Below are 16,379 nucleotides of genomic sequence, written 5' to 3' on the forward strand. Positions count from 1 at the left end.
AGGAAGAGGAGCAGGCCAGCAGCGGCGGCCCTGACCGCGAATGGCGGGATCACGCGGCACCCCCGAAGACATCGCGCGGGCTGGGGGCGCGGAGGGCGCGCCGGTAGTCCTCGGCCCGCAGCGGGCGCTGTTCCGGCAGCAGCGGCCCGTGGAACCACCACAGATCGGTGAGCGGCACCGGCACCCGCTCGGCAGCGGCCATGTCCGGCTCGTCGCCCGGCCGGGGCACGAACCGCATCAGCGGGGACCCCTGGCCGTCGCGGCGCCCGGTCCACGCCCACCGGCCACCCGTCGCATCCACGAGCCGCCGACCCAGGTCGAACACAGTGCCGTCGATCTCGTGGGTCTCGTCAATCACCCTCACCAACTGCTGCCTGTCCCGGACCGGCAGACCCGGCCTGCCAGCCGCCGCGGTCAGATCGTCGAGGATGCTCACGACTCCTCCTGAAGGTCATCTGGGAGGAAGGCCGTCAGGCGCAGCTTGGCCCCGTCGAAGGCGCCGTCCGTGGTCAGCCACGTGCTCCCGCGCCCGCTTGCCGCCTTCACGGTCTCCGAAGCGATGCCCAGGGCCTGCCGCCACGTCTCAAAGGCTGCCTTCGTGCTGCCGGACGTCTCGTCGCCTAACGTCTCGGGGTGCAGCGAGACATCCAGTCGGCCCGGATAGATCGGCGAGATCTGCATGGAGGCAACGGGCAGGTTGCCGTGCTCCACCATCAGCCGGCGCAGCGCCTCTGCGGGAACCGACAAGTCGGCCAGGGTTCGGGTCGTCACGACGTGCCTCCGGTCTTGGGGTGGGCGATGCCCGGCAGGGGCACGCAGGTGTCCGGGTCCGGGTCGAGGAGATGCCGCTGCTCGGCGAGTCGGCCATCCGTGACAGGCATGGCCTGCTGCAGGGAGTCCAGGAGCATCGCGGCCGTCAGGCGCGGGTCGGTCGTCGTCGCCATCACCGGTCACCGCCGGCGGCCATGCGCTCCAGCAGACGAGCGGCATCGAGGAGGCCGATGTTCTCGGAGACCTGCGCCGCGGCCCGCGAGGAGGAGAAGGTCTTCTCGAAAGAGCGGATACCGAGAACCGCATTCGCGGCCTCGCGCAGCACCTCGGCGCGGTGGGCCTCGAGCAGGTCCTCCGCCGTCGCGTCGCCGACGGTGCTCGCCTCGGCTACCCGGAGGCCGGCCAGGATGTTGTCGCGGGCGCTCATCACGCACCCCCGAGCTGGGCCTGTACGGGGAACTGAGCGGCGTAGTGCCGGGCCCACGTCGTCTCGAAGACCGGGCGGTCCCGCTCCGTCCAGGCGTAGGTCTCACGCACGGATCCGTCCGGCAGGTCCGTCTGCCGCTTGCCCGGCTTCTTCCCATGCTCGGCCTCGTACAGGGCCGCGGCACGCCGGCCGAACCACGACTGGACCGTGGTGATATCCCTACGCTTCAGGCTCTTGGACTTCAGGAAGTCCGGCACGTACAGCGGGGCATCCAGCGGATCCACCTCGGGCTCCTCACCCAGGGCACGGGCCGCGACCAGGCGGGCCTTCGTCTCCAGCCAGGAGGCGTCTACGATGCCGGAAAGGACCTTCAGCACCTCGGCCTGGCTCTTCGCCTGGGAGATCAGCGAGTCGAGCTGGTCCCTCGAAGCGCTCGGGTTGATCGCGCCGCCCCGCGTCCAGTACGCCTCGATCACGTCGGCCGTCTCGGTTTGGAAAGCGATCAGGGTCTGGCGGTGCTCCTCGACGACGCGCTGCTCGTTGACCGTGGCCAGCAGCATCAGGAACGTGCGGACCGGGACGACGGCCATGAAGCGTGTCTTTCCGTCCTCCGCAACCATGGGGCTCTGCCCCACGGTTGCCCACGACCGCTCCTTGAGCTTCTTCAACTGGGTGGAGTAGTCGAGGCCGAGCTCCTCGATCGCGGGCCGCAGCACGATGTGCGGCTGGCCGTCGAGGTCGACGGTCTGGAGAGATCCGGCGGTCAGGTCGAGTTTCACGACCTCACGTGACGTGGGTGATGATGTGGACATGGTCCACTCCTCTTCTCGACGGTTTCGGTGTGGATCACAGGGCCCGCTGCCGGTGTGTGAGAGCCCGGCGGTGGGCCCGCATACCGCCTAAGCGGCGCGCTGGGCGGGACCGCGGGAGCCGAGGCGCGCCTCAGCGGGCCGCATCTCGGGCTTGGCCTGCTTCGCCCGCTCTTCTTGCTTGGCGATGTACTCGTCGATGGCTTCGACGCGCGCGACGACTCGCTTGCCGAGACGGAAGGACTCGGGCCCCTCCTTTCGCATGCGCCACTTGCGGTAGGTGGCGGGGGTGATTCCCAGCCGGGTGGCGATCCCGGGGCCGGCCTTTGTGTCCTGGATGTAGAGCAGACCTTCCGGCGGTGCGCTGGGTCCGGGCATCAGGGCTCCTTCGGGAGAGTGTGTGATTCTGGAGCCGATACGGTCTGATTCGGAGACGGTGGGGGCGCGAAGAGCACCAGGACGGCGACACCGACAGCCTCCGCGATCGCGTGGGCGATGGCCGGGTCACAGTCGACCTGCCTACCGCTGAGCAGGTGGCCGATCGTCGAGTGGTGGCTGAGTCCGACGGCCTGGGCGAGGGATCGCACAGTGAATGGGGTTCCCCGCCCGGGGTGGTGCATCGCGAACTGAAGCCACTCTCTGTTCCTGACCGCGTAGCGCACTCTCAACGTCTCTCCATCGGAACGAAATGGCTACCGACAGGAACAGTGAAGCAGGCCAAAGACGAAACGTCTACAGATCCGAACGGCTTGATGTGAAGTTTTCGCGGGAGGGCGGGCTGGATAGCATTGATCTGTAGACGAATCGTCTGCGACGGGGAATGGTTGTACGGCCTGGCCTGCGGCTCGCAGAGCCGGATTGGCCTACGAGAGAGACAGTCGGTGTGGGTGAGATGCGAAAGGATGAGCGCATGGAGGCTTCGGCCCCCAGTGGTGCCGGGCGTGACAACGTGACCCGCGAAGACCTTCCCGGCGAGCTGGCCCGTGACATGGACCGGGATCACCTCAGCCGCCTCGTCAGGGAGGTCAACGACGGCGGCGTCTCGTACCAGGGGATGGCCGACAAGGCGAAGGATCCCGAGTCGGGAGAGACCGTCTCCAAGGCGTACCTCCAGAAGATGGCCACCAACGCGGTCTTGGCAGCACCCACACCGGCCCGCCTGCGAGCGCTGGCGGCCGCTCTGGAGAAGCCCCTCTCCGTCGTGCAGCGCGCCGCGGCGATCCAGTACCTGGACTACCGGGCCACGGAGCTCGCGGGATACGACGAGGACGTTCGCGTGATCGTGGCCCACCTGGCCGGCATGGGGAAGTCCGAGCGCCGGAGGTGGCGCGCCATGGTCGAGGCCAGCGAGCGGGTCCCGGACGACGACTGATCATCCGTTGCGCTCCGAGGCGGAGACAGATCGTCTACAAACTGTTGTGAGATCAACCACAGCAGCGGTATCTTTCCGCATCCGAGCACGATTGACTCAGGGGACCCCCCACACCCCTGTGTAAGCGCATGGGGGTACACGATGCTCTCTGTCCGGTACGTGTATGGCGACGACCGCACGCTTGAGGAACCGGTCCAGATCATGGAATCGCGCGGCAAGGTCACGTTCGAGCTTCACCGGGGGCTCTTCCTCCCCGAAGGGGTAGCAGCCCTCAACTCTGTCACTCAGCAGATCCTGGCTGGAGGACAGTGGTTCCAACTGTGGAGAGGCGAGGTCGTGTCGATGCACTCGCCGGAGATCAGGGAGTTCCGCGATGGCCGGGTACATCGAGGACCGCTGGCTGACCAAACGTCCCGACCCTGAAACGGGCAAGAGACGCCGGACCAGCCGCTACGGGCAGGGGATGCGCTGGCGGGTAGCCGGCATCCCCGGGGTGCGGGATCGATCGTTCGAGCTCCTCGACGACGCGAAGACCTGGAAAGCGAAAACCCTGACGGACATGAAGCGTCAGGAGTTCATCGACGAGCGGGACGGCGTTATATCCGTTCGCGAGTATGTCGAGACTGTCTGGTGGCCAACGCGGCGCGACCCGGTTGGCACGGCCAAGGCGATGAAGACCAAGATCTGGAACCATCTCCTCCCCAACATAGGCCACCACTCCATGAACACCATCGACCGTGAGCACCTAGAGGCGCTGGTTGCCCGGTGGAGGGACTGCGGTTTGGCGGACAGCACCGCCGAGGTGGTCTGGATGCACGGCAGTTCCATCTTCAAGTCCGCGGTCGGGAAACGGGTGGCCCGCAACCCGTTCAGCCAACATCGCGACCTCAAGCCAAAGCCCGCTCCCAGTAAGGCTCGTGCGTGGCTGCCCGAGGAAGTGCACGCCATCCAAGCAGGTCTGGCGGAGCGGTACCGGATCACTGTCGACCTGGGTGTCGCGGCCGGCTTCCGTCAAGGCGAACGGCTCGGGTTTGATCCTGCCGACATCGACGAGAAGCGGGCGCTCCTTCTCGTTCGCCGACAGCTGCTGTGGGATCCCTCGAAGCCCTACTTCAAGCTGCCCAAAGGGCGCAAGGAACGCGAGGTGCCACTCTCTCCCGGCCTGCTGAAACGTCTGCTGGAGCACACGGCGAAGTATCCTCCGGTCAAGGTGACCTTGCCCTGGCACGGACCAGGCAACGGAGGGCGGCCGACCGTCACAGTGAACCTGATGATCAGCACTCATTTCGGCAACCCGGTCAACGCCTCACAGTTCAATAGGCGGAGCCTCAAGCCAGCCCTGGCTGCGGCTGGCATCATCGCCTCGGTTAGCGAAGACGGGGGGTGTGGAGGATGGGAGCCTTCCCGCGATGCCATGTCCCATCGCGATCGGCATACCTACGCCAGTGTGCAGCTGGCGGCTGGCGAGGATGTGGTCTCGGTGTCCCATTGGATGGGGCATTCTTCCCCCTTGGTAACCGTCAGGACATATGCGCACTTCATGCCTGACAAGGGTCGGCGGGGGCGGATCGCGATCGATGCATGGCTGAGCCAGAGCCAGTGCTGATTCTCCCCAGATTCTCCCCAGCCCCGAAAGTGATCACCTTCTCTTCGTCTCCTGGAGAGTCCCCTTGTCGGCGGCGATGATGTCGAAGTTGAGGCCACCGCGCCTGGACGCAAGCGTTTTGACCTGCGTCTACGACGAGAACTGCCGCATCAGGCGCACCCCCTGCGCCGCCGTCATGTGCGGCAGGTACGCCTTGCCGATCGCCCGTGTGATCGCCGGCAGTGCCGCCGGGTCCGGGTAGGTCATGTACATCGGCCGGTACTCCGGCTGGAACTTGGCCTTGAAGGCCAGCAGGGAGCGGAAGCCGTAGACCGGTTCCAGGACCCTGCCGCCGAGGTCGAGGATGCGCTGGAGCGCGGCCGGTGGTTCTTCCGTGGCCTTGCGGGCCAGGGGGGCGCCGGAGAGGCTGAGGAAGCGGGCGCCCTCCTCCTGGAAACCCAGGGCGGCGGAGGCGATGAGGAATTCCATGGAGCCTCGGAAGCCGCTCGTCCGGCGGCGCATGAAGTCCAGGGTCCAGCCGACGGGCTTGCCGTGGCCGTACACCGGCATCCAACTGGTGATGCCGTGCACGGTGCGGTCGGAGTCGACGGCGAGGAGGCAGCGCACCGAGGGGTCGTCGAGTTCGTCGAGACCGCCGAGGGTGAAGCCCATCTCCGGGAGGCCCTTGTCGGCGACCCACTCCTCGGAGATGGAGCGCACCTGGTCGGTGAGGGCGACGGGGGCGTCGGGGTAGGACCACCACTCGGCGGTGATGCCCTCCTTCTTGGCCTTGTTGAGCGCGGTGCGGACGTCCTGCCACTTCTTGCCGGTGAAGGCGAGGTCGGGCAGGGGGACGACGGTGTCCTCGGCGACCTGCACCGACCGCCAGCCGAGCCGTTCGGACGCCTCGCGGGTCTCCTCGCCGACGCTGTAGAGGCAGGGGGTCCAGCCGCGTTCGTCGCAGTACCGGGAGAAGCCGGCGACGGCGGCCGCGCGGGCGTCGGGGGCGCCGAAGGGTTCGCCCGTGGTCAGGGCGACGGTGGCGACCACCCGGTAGGCGACGGCGGCGCGGCCGCGGTCGTCGAACCAGTAGTAGTTGCCGTCCCAGGTGGTGAGGTACGACAGCGTCGAGCCGCCCTGTTCGATGAGGAGCCGCCGGGCCCGCACGGCCGCGTCCGCGTCGGTGTGCAGCCGGGGACGGCGGAAGGTGAAGAGCAGGGCGATCAGGGTGACGAGCCAGAACAGGAGGCCGCAGTACTGGAAGAGGGCCTGCGCGGTGCCGCCGACGGGCACGGGCCAGTCGGCGAAGGCTCCGACGAGGGTGGGCGGGAGGAACTCCGAGGGCAGCCCGGACAGCAGCAGGCCGAGGGTGGCGTCGGGGTCGTACTGGCCGCGGACGGCGTAGCCGATGCCTACGTACGCGACACAGGCCACCAGGAGCGCGCCACCGGTCACGGCCGCGAGCCGGCGGATCGTCGAACGCGGCAGCCGCAGGTCGAAGCGGGCGCGGGTGACGATCAGGAGGGCGACGACGAGGACGGGCAGCAGCATCTGTTCCGCGAACGCCTGGGCGTAGGTGGAGCGTTCGGTGGGTTCGGCCCAGCCCGCGGGGTGGCTGAGGAAGTCGTTGAGCCAGTACGAGAAGAGGGCGATCCAGGCGAGGTGGACCAGGATCGCCAGGGCCCAGGCGAGGCGGAGCCCACGGCGCAGGCCCTCGGCGAGGACGAGCATCAGGGCGGGCACGAGCACGGCCATGACGGTGGCCGGGGAGTCGTAGAAGTTCCGCAGGGCGTGGGTGAGGTGGCAGTCCGCCGTCGAGGCCGCGCAGGCGTCGGCGACCTCCTGGTCGGTGGGCTGGACGGAGACGTAGAGCTGGAAGGAGTTGAGGGGGCCGTAGGAGTCGCGGTAGAGGATAGCCACCATGGGGCCGATGGCCGCGGCGGCGACGACGAGCGCGACCAGGACGCGGGCCTCGGTGTGGGAGGAGTGGCGCAGCCGCCAGGGCCCGGACCGGTGGTACATGGCGGCGCCGGCGACGAGGCCGACGACGGCGCCGCCGAGCCGCAGCACACCCTGGAGGTGTCCGACGTAGAGGGCCATGACCAGGGCGAAGGCGACGATGGCGAGCCGGGTGCGGCGGCGCCACAGGGCGGTGAGGCGGTAGCTGAGGACCCCGCCGACGGCGAGCGCGCCGACGCTGGGCGTCACGGCGCGGTAGCCGGCGAGCTCGTCCAGCCACCACTCCCCCGCCAGGGAGCCGGCCTTGACGACGCCGACGCCGAGGAGCGTGCCGAGGATCTGGCCGCCGAGCAGGACGGCGGCGGTGCGGGCCACGCCCAGACGGCGCTCGGCGGGGGTGACGAGGAGGAGGACGAGGAGGGTGGAGCCGATGTAGCCGCCGAGGCCGGGGCACCAGAGGAGCGAGCTGGCGGGCGTCCACCAGCGGCCTTCGGCGAGCGCGGGGACGCCGACGGCGACGGTCTCCATGCGGTGCCGGTGGGGGCCGGAGCCGAGACTGCCGGTCACGGCTCCGACGATCCACAGCACCGCGAGGAAGGCGAGGGTGAAGGGGGCGTGGCGGACGGGGGCGAGGAGCCTGTCGAGGGTGACGTGCCAGGTGTGCGTGCCGTCGCCCCGGGTGGGGGCGTCGGGGGGCGGTGCGGTGGCGGCGGTCATCGGATCAGTCCCGTCCGGCGGGAGATCCACGGCAGTTGCCTCTCCAGGCCGGGGCGCCACACCTGCCAGCTGTGGCCGCCGGGGAGCAGCACCCACTCGGCCCGCATGCCGGCCTTGACCGCCGCGTCGTAGACCTTGCGCTGCTGCGGCCGGTACGTGCCGTCGTCGCTGCCCGCGACGAAGGCGGCCTCGGTGTCGGGGAAGCGCTGCCGGGCGAGCACGTCGAGGGGGTTGGCCTTCTCGAAGGCGGCGGTGTCGCCGCCGAAGGCCTTGTCGACGGTCTTCCGTCTGCTGCCGAGAGTGGGGGCCTCCTGGCCTGAGATGTCGTTGACGACGCCGTAGACCTGGGGTGCGTTGACGCCGAGCTGGATGGAGCAGGTGCCGCCGAAGGAGATGCCGGAGATCGCCCAGGAGGTGCGGGCGGTGGCGACCTGGAGGTGGGTGCGGATCCAGTCGGGGACGTCGGTGGCGAGGTAGGTCTGGACGTTGCCGAGCCGGGAGTCCATGCAGAGGGTGTTGGCGAACTGGGAGCCGAGCGGGTCGACGACGACGACCACGGGGGCGAGGCCGCGGTGGCCGGCGGCGAAGGCGTTCATCATGTCGAGGAGCCGGCCGGAGTTGATCCAGTCGTCGGGGGAACCGGGCTGGCCGGCCATGAGGACGATGACGGGGAGGAGGGGGCGCGGCGTGGCGCGGTAGGCGGGCGGGAGGTAGACGAAGGCGCCGCGGGCGTCGAAGCCGGAGCGGGTGCCGGGGATGTCCGACTTGGAGAGGGTGCCGTTCTCGGGGAGGCCGTGCGGGGGGCGCCAGACGTCGGCGACGGTCTTGCCGGGCGGTACGGGCAGCACGGGTTCGGTGCGTCCGGTGGCGTCGGCGAGGCTGGTGGTCTTGGTAAGCCAGGAGTTCAGGGCGGTGCGTGCGGTGGGGTACTGGTCGAAGTGCTTGTTGATCTCCGAGGCGCCGAGGAGGACGGTGAGGACGGCGGCGAGCACGGCGCCCGCCCAGTACCGGGGGCGGAGGAGCGGAATCCGGAACGCGGCGAGACAGACGCCGAGGACGGCGATCCCGGCCCAGATCACCACATCGGTCGGCAGCGGGTCGGGGAAGGGCTGCCACCAGTCGTCCACGGCGGTGCGCAGCAGCCAGGTGAGGACGGCGGCCAGCAGCACGGCGAGCGGGGCCCAGCGGGTCCACCAGGTGCGGCGGCGGGAGAAGAGCAGTACCGCGAGCGCGCACAGGCCCGCGACGAGCAGGGCGACCGGGATCCATCCGCTCACCAGGGACCAGTCCAGCGGGCCCGCCGCCATCCGCATCCGTCGCACCACGTCCGTGTGGGGATATAGGGGGTGAACGGGTCGCTCTGCCTTGAGCTACGGCCCCTGGGGGAGTGGAGCCGGGTGGACTTGAACGCACCATCTACCCGTTCGAAAATAACGCTACTTATCAGCTGATAGGCGGCAACCCGGGCGCCGCCGTGCGGGGGGGACGCTGGCGTGTTCGGGGCCTTGTGACGGCCCTGGGGCGGCGTTTTGATACTCGGCATTCAACGGAAGCGTTCTCCTCGAAGGAGATGCCCCATGCCCATGTCCTCGGCGCGGAGCGGCGGAACGAGCGCGCTCGACCTCCCGAGAACCCCGACCGGATTCCAGCAGTTCTCGCACGCCCTGCGGGCGCGTACCCCCCGGCGCGGCGCGACGCTGCCGGCGGAGCCGCGGTGGCGGAGCGAGTTCGTGGACCGGGCGGCGGCCGGGCCGCGCGTCACGCTGCGGGAGTTCGGTTACGGGAGCGGCGAGCTCAGCACCTGGCGGGGGCGGCCGGACGACACGGCCGTCGTCGGTCCGCTCCAGCTGCTCACCCAGGAGGGGCTGGCCTGCCTGACCGAGGTGTGCGACGCCCTGGAGGGGACGGCGGGGCACAGCCGGTTCATCGCGACGCGGCGGCTGCGGAGCGCGGACCTGCTCTCGCCGTTCATCAACAACATGATCCGCGACCGGGCGTTCCTGGTGACGTGCTCCCGGCTGGTCGGCGTCCCGCTGATCCCGCACCCGCTGCGCATCCCCACCGCCCAGATCAACTACGGCAGCGGTCAGGGGCGGCCGGAGATCGTGCGGTGGCACCGCGACGGCATGGACTACGTCTTCACGATCCAGCTGAACGGCTACGAGGACTACGAGGGCGGCCGGTTCACCTATTTCCAGGGGCGTACGGACGAGTTCCCGGAGGCGGAGCCGGGGGACGCCCGGATCCGCGAGGCGGCGTGCGGGGAGCGCGGGGCGACGCTGTTCCTCCATGGGAGCCGCATCTTCCACGCGGTCACGCCGGTGACGAAGGGACGGCGGGTGGTTCTGGTGATCTCCCTCTTCTGTCCTTATTTCGCCCGGCAGGACTCCAACACCTTCTGGCACCTGGCGGGTGACGACGGGATCGCGGCGACGGTGCCGCACTGGCTGCGGCTGAAGTGGCCGGTGCGCAACCCGGCCGTGGACTTCAGCCTGCGGGCCGGGAGCCCGGTGGTCACCTGGGACGACCTCGGGTAGCGGAGCGCCCCGGCGCGAGAACGCGAGGAGCCGGCCGCCCCCGGAGGGACGGCCGGCTCCTCACTGGAGAGGGGAGGCTACTGCTTGGCCCCGTCGCGCTCCAGCTCGGTCTCGCGCTTGATCCGCGCGACCTTGCCGCGGACGACGAACCAGCCGCCGACCAGCGCCGCCACGATCAGCGGCAGGCACAGCACGGTGGTGCGGCCGGCACCGGGCTCGGCGGCCATCAGGCCCAGCACCGAGGCCAGGAAGAGCAGCGTGATGATCTGGGTGTACGGGGCCCAGGGCAGCTGGTAGGACGGGCGGGTGAGCTTGCCCTCCTTGGCGCGCTTCCAGAAGAGCAGCGAGCAGAGCATGATCATGCCCCAGGTGCCGATGATGCCGATGGCGGCGAAGTTCAGCACGATCTCGAAGGCGTCCGCGGGGACCACGAAGTTGAGACCGACGCCCAGCACACAGAAGAACGCGGTGAGCAGGATGCCGCCGTAGGGCACCTGCCCCTTGTTCATCAGGCCGGTGAACTTCGGCGCCGAGCCCGACATGGCCATCGAGCGCAGGATGCGGCCGGTGGAGTAGAGGCCCGAGTTGAGGCTGGAGAGCGCCGCGGTGAGGACGACGAGGTTCATCACGCCGGCCGCGTAGGGGACGCCGATCTTGCCGAGGACGGTGACGAAGGGGCTCTCGTCACCGGTGAAGGCGTTGTACGGCAGCAGCAGGGCGAGCAGGATGACCGAGCCGACGTAGAAGAGGCCGACGCGCCACATGATCGAGTTGATCGCCTTCGGCATGATCTTCTCGGGGTTCTTGGTCTCACCCGCGGCGACGCCGCACAGCTCGACCGAGGCGTAGGCGAAGACGACACCCTGGATGACGAGCAGCATCGGCATCACACCGGAGGGGAAGACGCCGCCGTTGTCCATGATGTTCGCGATACCCGGGGTGCTGCCACCGACGTCGTGCTGGGTGACCAGCAGGAAGATGCCGATGAACATGAAGAGGACCAGCGCGCCGACCTTGATGATCGCGAACCAGAACTCCATCTCGCCGAAGTACTTCACCGAGATCAGGTTCACGGTGAGGACGACGGCCAGGGCTATCAGGGCGAGCACCCACTGGGGGATGTCACTGAACATGCCCCAGTAGTGGGTGTACGTGGCGACGGCCGTGATGTCGGCGATGCCGGTGGTGGCCCAGTTCAGGAAGTAGAGCCAGCCGGCGGTGAAGGCGCCCTTCTCCCCCATGAACTCTCGCGCGTAGGAGACGAACGCGCCGGAGGACGGACGGTAGAGCACGAGCTCACCGAGTGCCCGGACGACGAAGAAGGCGAACACTCCGCACACCGCGTAGGCGATGAAGAGCGAGGGGCCCGCGTTGGCGAGGCGGCCACCGGCGCCGAGGAAGAGGCCGGTGCCGATCGCCCCGCCGATGGCGATCATGTTGACGTGGCGGGACTTGAGGTCCTTGCTGTAGCCGGCGTCGCCGGCGTCGACGTGTGGGGACGCCGTGGCCGGGGCGGTGACGCCGGGCTCAGTGTCGGCCGCAGTGAGGGTGCGGTCACTCATGTATGTGTTCGCCTTCGCTGGAGGGGGGAGCAGGACCGATCCCGCCCGGGGCTCAGGTCCGGCTGGCGACGCCGGCTGACGGGTGGGTTCGGGAAGTGTGGACCGGTGGACCGACGGGACGTCCCGGTGCCACGGCGCGCCTCGACGAGGTCGCGCCGCCGCGAAACGGAGACCGGGAGCTACCGGCCGGACCCTTCACCGCTTAAGCGCGGCTGGGGGACCGTGCCTCCCGTACGGCTGACAGGCCTGCCGTGGCGCACCAGCGCCCCACGGCAGGGGTGGGCACCGATTCCCTGGCGCTCACGCGCCGCGGTGCTCCGCCGCCTGTCGGACAAGTCCATGCGGTGAATAGTGAGAGGCTCGCAAGGAATCCGTCAAGAGTTTACGGAATATTGACATTACCGGGCACTCACGCTAGCGAACCGCCGGTAAGTGTTTCGACGGGGCTTTTTCCGGGGAGAGAGCTGTGCCGATTCGCAATGCACCTACATAGGTGTTCCAAGCACCTATACGGACGCCCGGGCGTCGAATATATAGATGCCCTTTACATCGAATGCCGTCCGGCCCTGTCGCCGCGCCGGGCACGGCGGCGCTCCCTATGGTGGACGGCAATCATGAAGCATCCGCCAGGCCGGAACGGGCCGCCCGGGACGCCCCGTCTCCCCCGCCGCGCGCGCCGGCTCGTCACCGCCGGCTACGCGCTGCTCGCCCTCGCCGTCGTGACGGACCTGGCGTCCAACCCCGACGTCACCCTCTCCCCCGTCCTCGCCACCGCGCCGGTCCTCGCCAGCGTCGGCACCCGGCGCCCCCGGGTGCCCCTGACCACCGGGCTGGCCGCCACCCTGCTGATCGTCCCGCTGCTGGGGTTCTCCGACAGCGAGGTCCCCCTGGCCGTCCACATGACCTCCGGCTTCGCGGTGCTCGCCGTCACCTGCGTCAGCACCGCGAACGTCGTCCTGATCGCGACCCGGGAGCGGGAGCTGCTCCAGTCGCGCTCCGTGGCGGAGGCGGCGCAGGACACCCTGCTGCGCCCGCCGCCGGAGCGGGTCGGCGGGCTGCGGACCGCCGTGCGGTACATGGCCGCGGCGGCGGACGCCCGGGTGGGCGGGGATCTGTACGAGGCGCTGGCGACCCCGTACGGCACCCGGCTGCTCGTCGGCGACGTCCGGGGCAAGGGCCTGGACGCCATCGCCACCGCGGCCGACGTGCTCGGTACGTTCCGGGAGGCCGCCCACGTCGAGGCCGACCTGGCCACGGTGGCCGGCCGCCTCGACGGCGCCATGAGGCGGCGCCGGCCGCGCGAGGAGTTCGTGACCGCCGTCCTGATCGGCGTGCCGGAGGGCGGCGGCCCGGCCGAGATGGTCAACTGCGGACACCTGCCGCCGCTGCTCCTGCGCGACGGCCGGGTGACGGAGGTGGAGACGCCCGTCCCGCAGCCTCCACTGGCCCTGCTGGAGCTGACCGGTGACGTCTATCACCGCCGTACGTTCGCCTTCGAGCGGGGCGACCTCCTGCTCCTCTACACCGACGGGGTCACCGAGGCCCGCGACGCGAGCGGCGATTTCTACCCGCTGGCCGAGCGGCTGGCGGGGATGCCGGAGACGACCCCGGAAGCGCTGCTGGACCGTGTGGTGGCGGATCTGGTGGCCTACGCGGGTAGCGACCTGTGCGACGACGCGGCGCTGCTGGCCGCCCGCAGGGAGGCGTAGCGGCGGACGGCCGGCGGACCCCCGCGAACGACTCCCCCAGAGCCGTTGACTCTTCTCTATCGCCCCAAGAATTCCCTTGGAAGCATTCCAATATTGGTCGATATTCCTTAGATATCTCACAACCAAGACCAGTGGGCCTTGGATTCACCATTCTCCGGCCCGCCGGTCACGGGTCGCCCTCAGGCCAGCAGGAGCGCCCGGTCCCACCGCGTGACGGGCGCGGTGTCGGTGGCGAAGGTGTGGAGGGCCAGTGCCACGCCCGCCGCGCCGGTGAGGAATCCGGCCGGGTCGCTCGTCTGCTCGCCGTGCGCGAGGGGCGGCCGGAGTCCGAAGGAGTCGTCGATGTCGGCGAGGTCCAGGACGCGCTCGGCCAGCCAGGGCAGCTCGGCGCGCAGGGCGGCGTCCCGGGTGTCGTCGGCCATGCGCCACGTCGCCTGGAGCACCCCGCTCCACCCGTGGCACAGCCCCGCGTCCGTCAGCCGGCCGCCCGCCGGGCCGACGTAGGCGCGCCGCGCGCCCGCGAGGGCGGCCCGCCAGGCGGCGACGGCGCCGTCGCGCCACTCGGGGACGTCCAGCGCCCGTCCGGCCAGGAACAGGGCGCGGGCGATCCCCACGGTGCCGTGGCACCAGGAGGGCCTGCCCGGCCCGCTCTCCCGGGGGACGGCCGCCCCGCCGGGGCCGAGGACGAGAGTGCGCGGCCACCAGCTCCCGTCGTCGCCGTGCTGCCGGACGCCCATGAGCCACTCGGCGAGCACCCGCACGGCCCGCTCGTGGCCCGGGACGGTCACCCCGGCCTCCCAGGCCAGGGCGAGCAGGGCCAGCGGCCCGGGGGCGCCGTGCGCCAGCCCCGTGCGGGCGTGCCCGGCGCCGGACGGTCCGGGCGCGGGCCCGTCGGCGGCCGCGTCCGGCGGGTCACCGGTCCACCAGCCCGGGAGGGCCCGCCCGTCGACCCGTAGCGGCTCGGTGAGCGCCGTGAGCGCGGTCAGCACCTCGGCGAGGGTGTCGCAGCCGCCGGGCCGCTCGTCGAGGAGGTGGGCGCCGAGGCCCGCCAGGCCCGAGATGACGTCGTAGGTCCCGGCGCTCACGCATTCGCCGTCCTGCGGGCGGCGCCGCCGCTCCCGGGCGACGAGCACACGGGCGTACGTACGGACGTGACCGGCGAGGCGCTCGGCGGCCCTGAGAGGACGGCCCACGACCATGGCGGCCCGGGTCATGGCGAACGACAGGGCGGGCACGCCCCGGTAGAGCCCCGGGGTCGCCCGCGCGACGTGCTCCGGGGCGGCGTGGGCGAGGCCGACGGCGTCGCTCAGCCAGTGGTGCGCGGCGCGCAGCGCGCGGTCGTCGCCGCTGCCGCGCTCCAGGTGCAGCAGGGCGATGCCCGGCGCTCCGTCGCTCAGGGTGAGCGCCCTCGCCGGGCGATCGTGGTGCGGCAGCCGCTCTTGGACCTGCCGGGGGTCGTGGAGCCTTTCCGCGAGGTCCGCGGAGAGGACGGCCGCTCTTCGCCGTGGGGTCACCGGCGCCCCGCTCCCGGTCGCCGCCCGGCGCGTACGGATCCGCGCGGCGGACGGAGTGCCGGCGTCTCGGCCTCCTCCGGACCGGGGTCACAGAGGCGTCCGGCGGCGAGGTGGGCGGGGACGGACGCGTCCGCCGCGCCGGTCCCGTCGAGATCGGGTACCGCGATCCCCTCCACGTCCAGGTCGAACAGGATCTCCACGAAAAACTCCTCGGTCGTCCGCCGGCGCGGCGGTCGGGATGTCCGTGCCGGTACGGAAGAACCCTAGGGAGCCGCGTTGAACCTTTGATCAACAATCGATCAACCCTTTCCGCCGCCCGTACATCGGCGCGGACTCCACGCCGGTCGCGAAGGGCCCGCGCACCGCTCAGCCGACCGCCGCGGTGACCGCCGCCCGGTCGCCGGCGCTCTCCTGGGCGTCGCGCCGGTAGCGGCCGGCCGGGACGCCGTACGCGCGCTTGAAGGCGTGCGCGAAGGCGAACTGCGAGGTGTAGCCGATGCGCTGGGCGACGGTGGCGAGCGGTGCGTCGGACTCCCGCAGGATGCTGGCCGCCAGGGTCAGCCGCCACCAGGTGAGATACGTCAGCGGCGGTCTGCCGACCAGGGTGGTGAACCGCCGGGCGAACGCGGCGCGGGACATGCCCGCCCGGGCGGCGAGCCCGGCCACCGTCCAGGCCCGCGCCGGTTCGGCGTGCAGCGCGCGCAGGGCGGCGCCTACGGCGGGATCGGCCAGGGACCTGCACCAGCCGGTGCCGGGCCGGGCGGTCCGCTCCTCGTACCAGGCGCGCACCAGGTAGATCAGGAACAGCTCCAGGAGCGCGGGCAGGGCGATGTCCGTGCCCGCCCCGGGCGACCGCAGTTCGCCGGCGAGGAGGGCGACGGTCGCGCGCACCGACGCGTGCCGCCCGGAGCCCGCCGGGAGGTGCAGGACCCGGGGGAAGTCGGCCAGCAGCGGGTGGGCGCGGGCCTGGTCCAGCTGATACGCGCCGCACAGGAGCACGGTGGGCGAGGCCGTGCCGGCCGGCGTGGAGGACGCCCTGAGCGTGTGGGCGCCACCGTGCGGCAGGAACACCGCGTCGCCGGCGCCCAGCCGCACCGGCTCCGCGCCGTCGCCGGGCAGCAGTTCGCAGCTTCCCTCCAGTACGACGTGGAACCCCGCGCCGGCGAAGGAGTCCAGGTCGACGCGCCAGTTTCCTTGACGCTCGGTCAGGGCGGCGTAGGGGTGACCGGTGCGCAGGGCCGCGAGGGCATCGCTGAGTACGTCCATGCGTCGAGTATGCGTACGGCGACGGGCGGGGCGGTTCCGGGCCGGTGCGGTCGACGTGCCGGTGCCCGTTCCGGATCGGTCCCGGCAGCGGCCCCGGGTCCGTTTCGCATCGGCCCCGGTGTCACTCCCGCATCAGTTCCGTATCGGTCCG

16 protein-coding genes are annotated in these 16,379 nt (G+C 70.8%); 4 read left to right on the forward strand and 12 right to left on the reverse strand.

Going from position 1 to position 16,379, the window contains the following annotated elements:
* Positions 1–49: 49 nt before the first annotated feature.
* The 6 genes from LUZ64_RS23980 to LUZ64_RS24005 all read right to left on the reverse strand — a co-directional run bounded on the left by LUZ64_RS23980 (position 50) and on the right by LUZ64_RS24005 (position 2,385).
* On the reverse strand, positions 50–436 hold the full coding sequence (locus LUZ64_RS23980; RefSeq protein WP_095582175.1) for a phiSA1p31-related protein: 387 nt from the start codon (positions 434–436) through the stop codon (positions 50–52).
* Complete coding sequence (locus LUZ64_RS23985; protein ID WP_095582174.1) at positions 433–771, reverse strand: hypothetical protein; 339 nt, start codon at positions 769–771, stop codon at positions 433–435. The genes LUZ64_RS23980 and LUZ64_RS23985 overlap by 4 nt, the downstream gene beginning before the upstream one ends.
* Entirely contained in the window at positions 768–944 is a 177-nt protein-coding gene (locus tag LUZ64_RS23990) for a hypothetical protein (protein WP_170116794.1), read from the reverse strand. Before LUZ64_RS23990 ends, LUZ64_RS23985 begins: the two co-directional genes overlap by 4 nt.
* Positions 944–1,198, reverse strand: coding sequence for a hypothetical protein (locus LUZ64_RS23995; RefSeq protein ID WP_095582173.1), 255 nt, complete (start codon positions 1,196–1,198; stop codon positions 944–946). Before LUZ64_RS23995 ends, LUZ64_RS23990 begins: the two co-directional genes overlap by 1 nt.
* Positions 1,198–2,010, reverse strand: a complete 813-nt coding sequence (locus LUZ64_RS24000) for a phage antirepressor N-terminal domain-containing protein (RefSeq protein WP_095582172.1) — start codon at positions 2,008–2,010, stop codon at positions 1,198–1,200. Before LUZ64_RS24000 ends, LUZ64_RS23995 begins: the two co-directional genes overlap by 1 nt.
* Positions 2,011–2,097: 87 nt before the next feature.
* Positions 2,098–2,385, reverse strand: a complete 288-nt coding sequence (locus tag LUZ64_RS24005) for a helix-turn-helix transcriptional regulator (protein WP_095582171.1) — start codon at positions 2,383–2,385, stop codon at positions 2,098–2,100.
* A gap of 532 nt (positions 2,386–2,917) precedes the next feature.
* Between LUZ64_RS24005 and LUZ64_RS24010 the strand changes: the two genes are divergently transcribed.
* Positions 2,918–3,379, forward strand: a complete 462-nt coding sequence (locus LUZ64_RS24010; protein WP_095582169.1) for a hypothetical protein — start codon at positions 2,918–2,920, stop codon at positions 3,377–3,379.
* Positions 3,380–3,752: 373 nt separating this feature from the next.
* Positions 3,753–4,985: a tyrosine-type recombinase/integrase gene (locus LUZ64_RS24015; RefSeq protein WP_095582168.1), complete on the forward strand. Its 1,233-nt coding sequence runs from the start codon at positions 3,753–3,755 to the stop codon at positions 4,983–4,985.
* Between the two features lie 129 nt (positions 4,986–5,114).
* Here the strand turns inward: LUZ64_RS24015 and LUZ64_RS24020 are convergent, their stop codons facing one another.
* Both LUZ64_RS24020 and LUZ64_RS24025 read right to left on the reverse strand, forming a co-directional pair.
* Positions 5,115–7,640, reverse strand: a complete 2,526-nt coding sequence (locus LUZ64_RS24020) for a bifunctional lysylphosphatidylglycerol flippase/synthetase MprF (RefSeq protein ID WP_095582167.1) — start codon at positions 7,638–7,640, stop codon at positions 5,115–5,117.
* Positions 7,637–8,953 carry an alpha/beta hydrolase gene (locus LUZ64_RS24025; protein ID WP_211305058.1) on the reverse strand — a complete coding sequence of 439 codons (1,317 nt, stop codon included), beginning with the start codon at positions 8,951–8,953 and terminating at the stop codon, positions 7,637–7,639. Before LUZ64_RS24025 ends, LUZ64_RS24020 begins: the two co-directional genes overlap by 4 nt.
* 264 nt (positions 8,954–9,217) lie before the next feature.
* Between LUZ64_RS24025 and LUZ64_RS24030 the strand changes: the two genes are divergently transcribed.
* The gene (locus LUZ64_RS24030) at positions 9,218–10,177 is read left to right on the forward strand and encodes a 2OG-Fe(II) oxygenase (RefSeq protein ID WP_095582166.1); all 960 of its coding nucleotides are present in this window, start codon (positions 9,218–9,220) and stop codon (positions 10,175–10,177) included.
* A gap of 77 nt (positions 10,178–10,254) precedes the next feature.
* Here the strand turns inward: LUZ64_RS24030 and LUZ64_RS24035 are convergent, their stop codons facing one another.
* The gene (locus tag LUZ64_RS24035; protein WP_095582165.1) at positions 10,255–11,739 is read right to left on the reverse strand and encodes an amino acid permease; all 1,485 of its coding nucleotides are present in this window, start codon (positions 11,737–11,739) and stop codon (positions 10,255–10,257) included.
* A gap of 614 nt (positions 11,740–12,353) precedes the next feature.
* On the opposite strand from LUZ64_RS24035, the gene LUZ64_RS24040 reads away from it, so the two are divergent.
* The gene (locus LUZ64_RS24040) at positions 12,354–13,448 is read left to right on the forward strand and encodes a PP2C family protein-serine/threonine phosphatase (protein WP_095582164.1); all 1,095 of its coding nucleotides are present in this window, start codon (positions 12,354–12,356) and stop codon (positions 13,446–13,448) included.
* A 179-nt stretch (positions 13,449–13,627) separates the two neighbouring features.
* On the opposite strand, the gene LUZ64_RS24045 is transcribed toward LUZ64_RS24040, so the two are convergent.
* From LUZ64_RS24045 to LUZ64_RS24055, 3 genes are all read right to left on the reverse strand, one after another.
* Positions 13,628–14,962, reverse strand: coding sequence for a lanthionine synthetase C family protein (locus LUZ64_RS24045; RefSeq protein WP_170116793.1), 1,335 nt, complete (start codon positions 14,960–14,962; stop codon positions 13,628–13,630).
* Positions 14,959–15,162 (reverse strand): hypothetical protein, encoded by a 204-nt coding sequence (locus LUZ64_RS24050; protein WP_095582162.1) that lies wholly within the window; start codon positions 15,160–15,162, stop codon positions 14,959–14,961. The genes LUZ64_RS24045 and LUZ64_RS24050 overlap by 4 nt, the downstream gene beginning before the upstream one ends.
* Before the next feature lie 166 nt (positions 15,163–15,328).
* Positions 15,329–16,228 carry an AraC family transcriptional regulator gene (locus tag LUZ64_RS24055; protein WP_095582161.1) on the reverse strand — a complete coding sequence of 300 codons (900 nt, stop codon included), beginning with the start codon at positions 16,226–16,228 and terminating at the stop codon, positions 15,329–15,331.
* Positions 16,229–16,379: the final 151 nt, after the last annotated feature.

It is taken from the genome of Streptomyces albireticuli, assembly GCF_021228125.1.
Taxonomy (GTDB): Bacteria; Actinomycetota; Actinomycetes; order Streptomycetales; family Streptomycetaceae; genus Streptomyces; species Streptomyces albireticuli.

What these genes read in the sequence shown, in the direction of transcription:
- LUZ64_RS24030 (WP_095582166.1), top strand. Translation starts at nt 9,218, where the DNA reads ATGCCCATGTCCTCGGCGCGGAGCGGCGGAACGAGCGCGCTCGACCTC.
- LUZ64_RS24000 (WP_095582172.1), bottom strand. Translation starts at nt 2,010, where the DNA reads ATGTCCACATCATCACCCACGTCACGTGAGGTCGTGAAACTCGACCTG.
- LUZ64_RS24040 (WP_095582164.1), top strand. Translation starts at nt 12,354, where the DNA reads ATGAAGCATCCGCCAGGCCGGAACGGGCCGCCCGGGACGCCCCGTCTC.
- LUZ64_RS23995 (WP_095582173.1), bottom strand. Translation starts at nt 1,198, where the DNA reads ATGAGCGCCCGCGACAACATCCTGGCCGGCCTCCGGGTAGCCGAGGCG.
- LUZ64_RS24035 (WP_095582165.1), bottom strand. Translation starts at nt 11,739, where the DNA reads ATGAGTGACCGCACCCTCACTGCGGCCGACACTGAGCCCGGCGTCACC.
- LUZ64_RS24055 (WP_095582161.1), bottom strand. Translation starts at nt 16,228, where the DNA reads ATGGACGTACTCAGCGATGCCCTCGCGGCCCTGCGCACCGGTCACCCC.
- LUZ64_RS24005 (WP_095582171.1), bottom strand. Translation starts at nt 2,385, where the DNA reads ATGCCCGGACCCAGCGCACCGCCGGAAGGTCTGCTCTACATCCAGGAC.
- LUZ64_RS24010 (WP_095582169.1), top strand. Translation starts at nt 2,918, where the DNA reads ATGGAGGCTTCGGCCCCCAGTGGTGCCGGGCGTGACAACGTGACCCGC.
- LUZ64_RS24025 (WP_211305058.1), bottom strand. Translation starts at nt 8,953, where the DNA reads ATGCGGATGGCGGCGGGCCCGCTGGACTGGTCCCTGGTGAGCGGATGG.
- LUZ64_RS24020 (WP_095582167.1), bottom strand. Translation starts at nt 7,640, where the DNA reads ATGACCGCCGCCACCGCACCGCCCCCCGACGCCCCCACCCGGGGCGAC.
- LUZ64_RS23990 (WP_170116794.1), bottom strand. Translation starts at nt 944, where the DNA reads ATGGCGACGACGACCGACCCGCGCCTGACGGCCGCGATGCTCCTGGAC.
- LUZ64_RS24015 (WP_095582168.1), top strand. Translation starts at nt 3,753, where the DNA reads ATGGCCGGGTACATCGAGGACCGCTGGCTGACCAAACGTCCCGACCCT.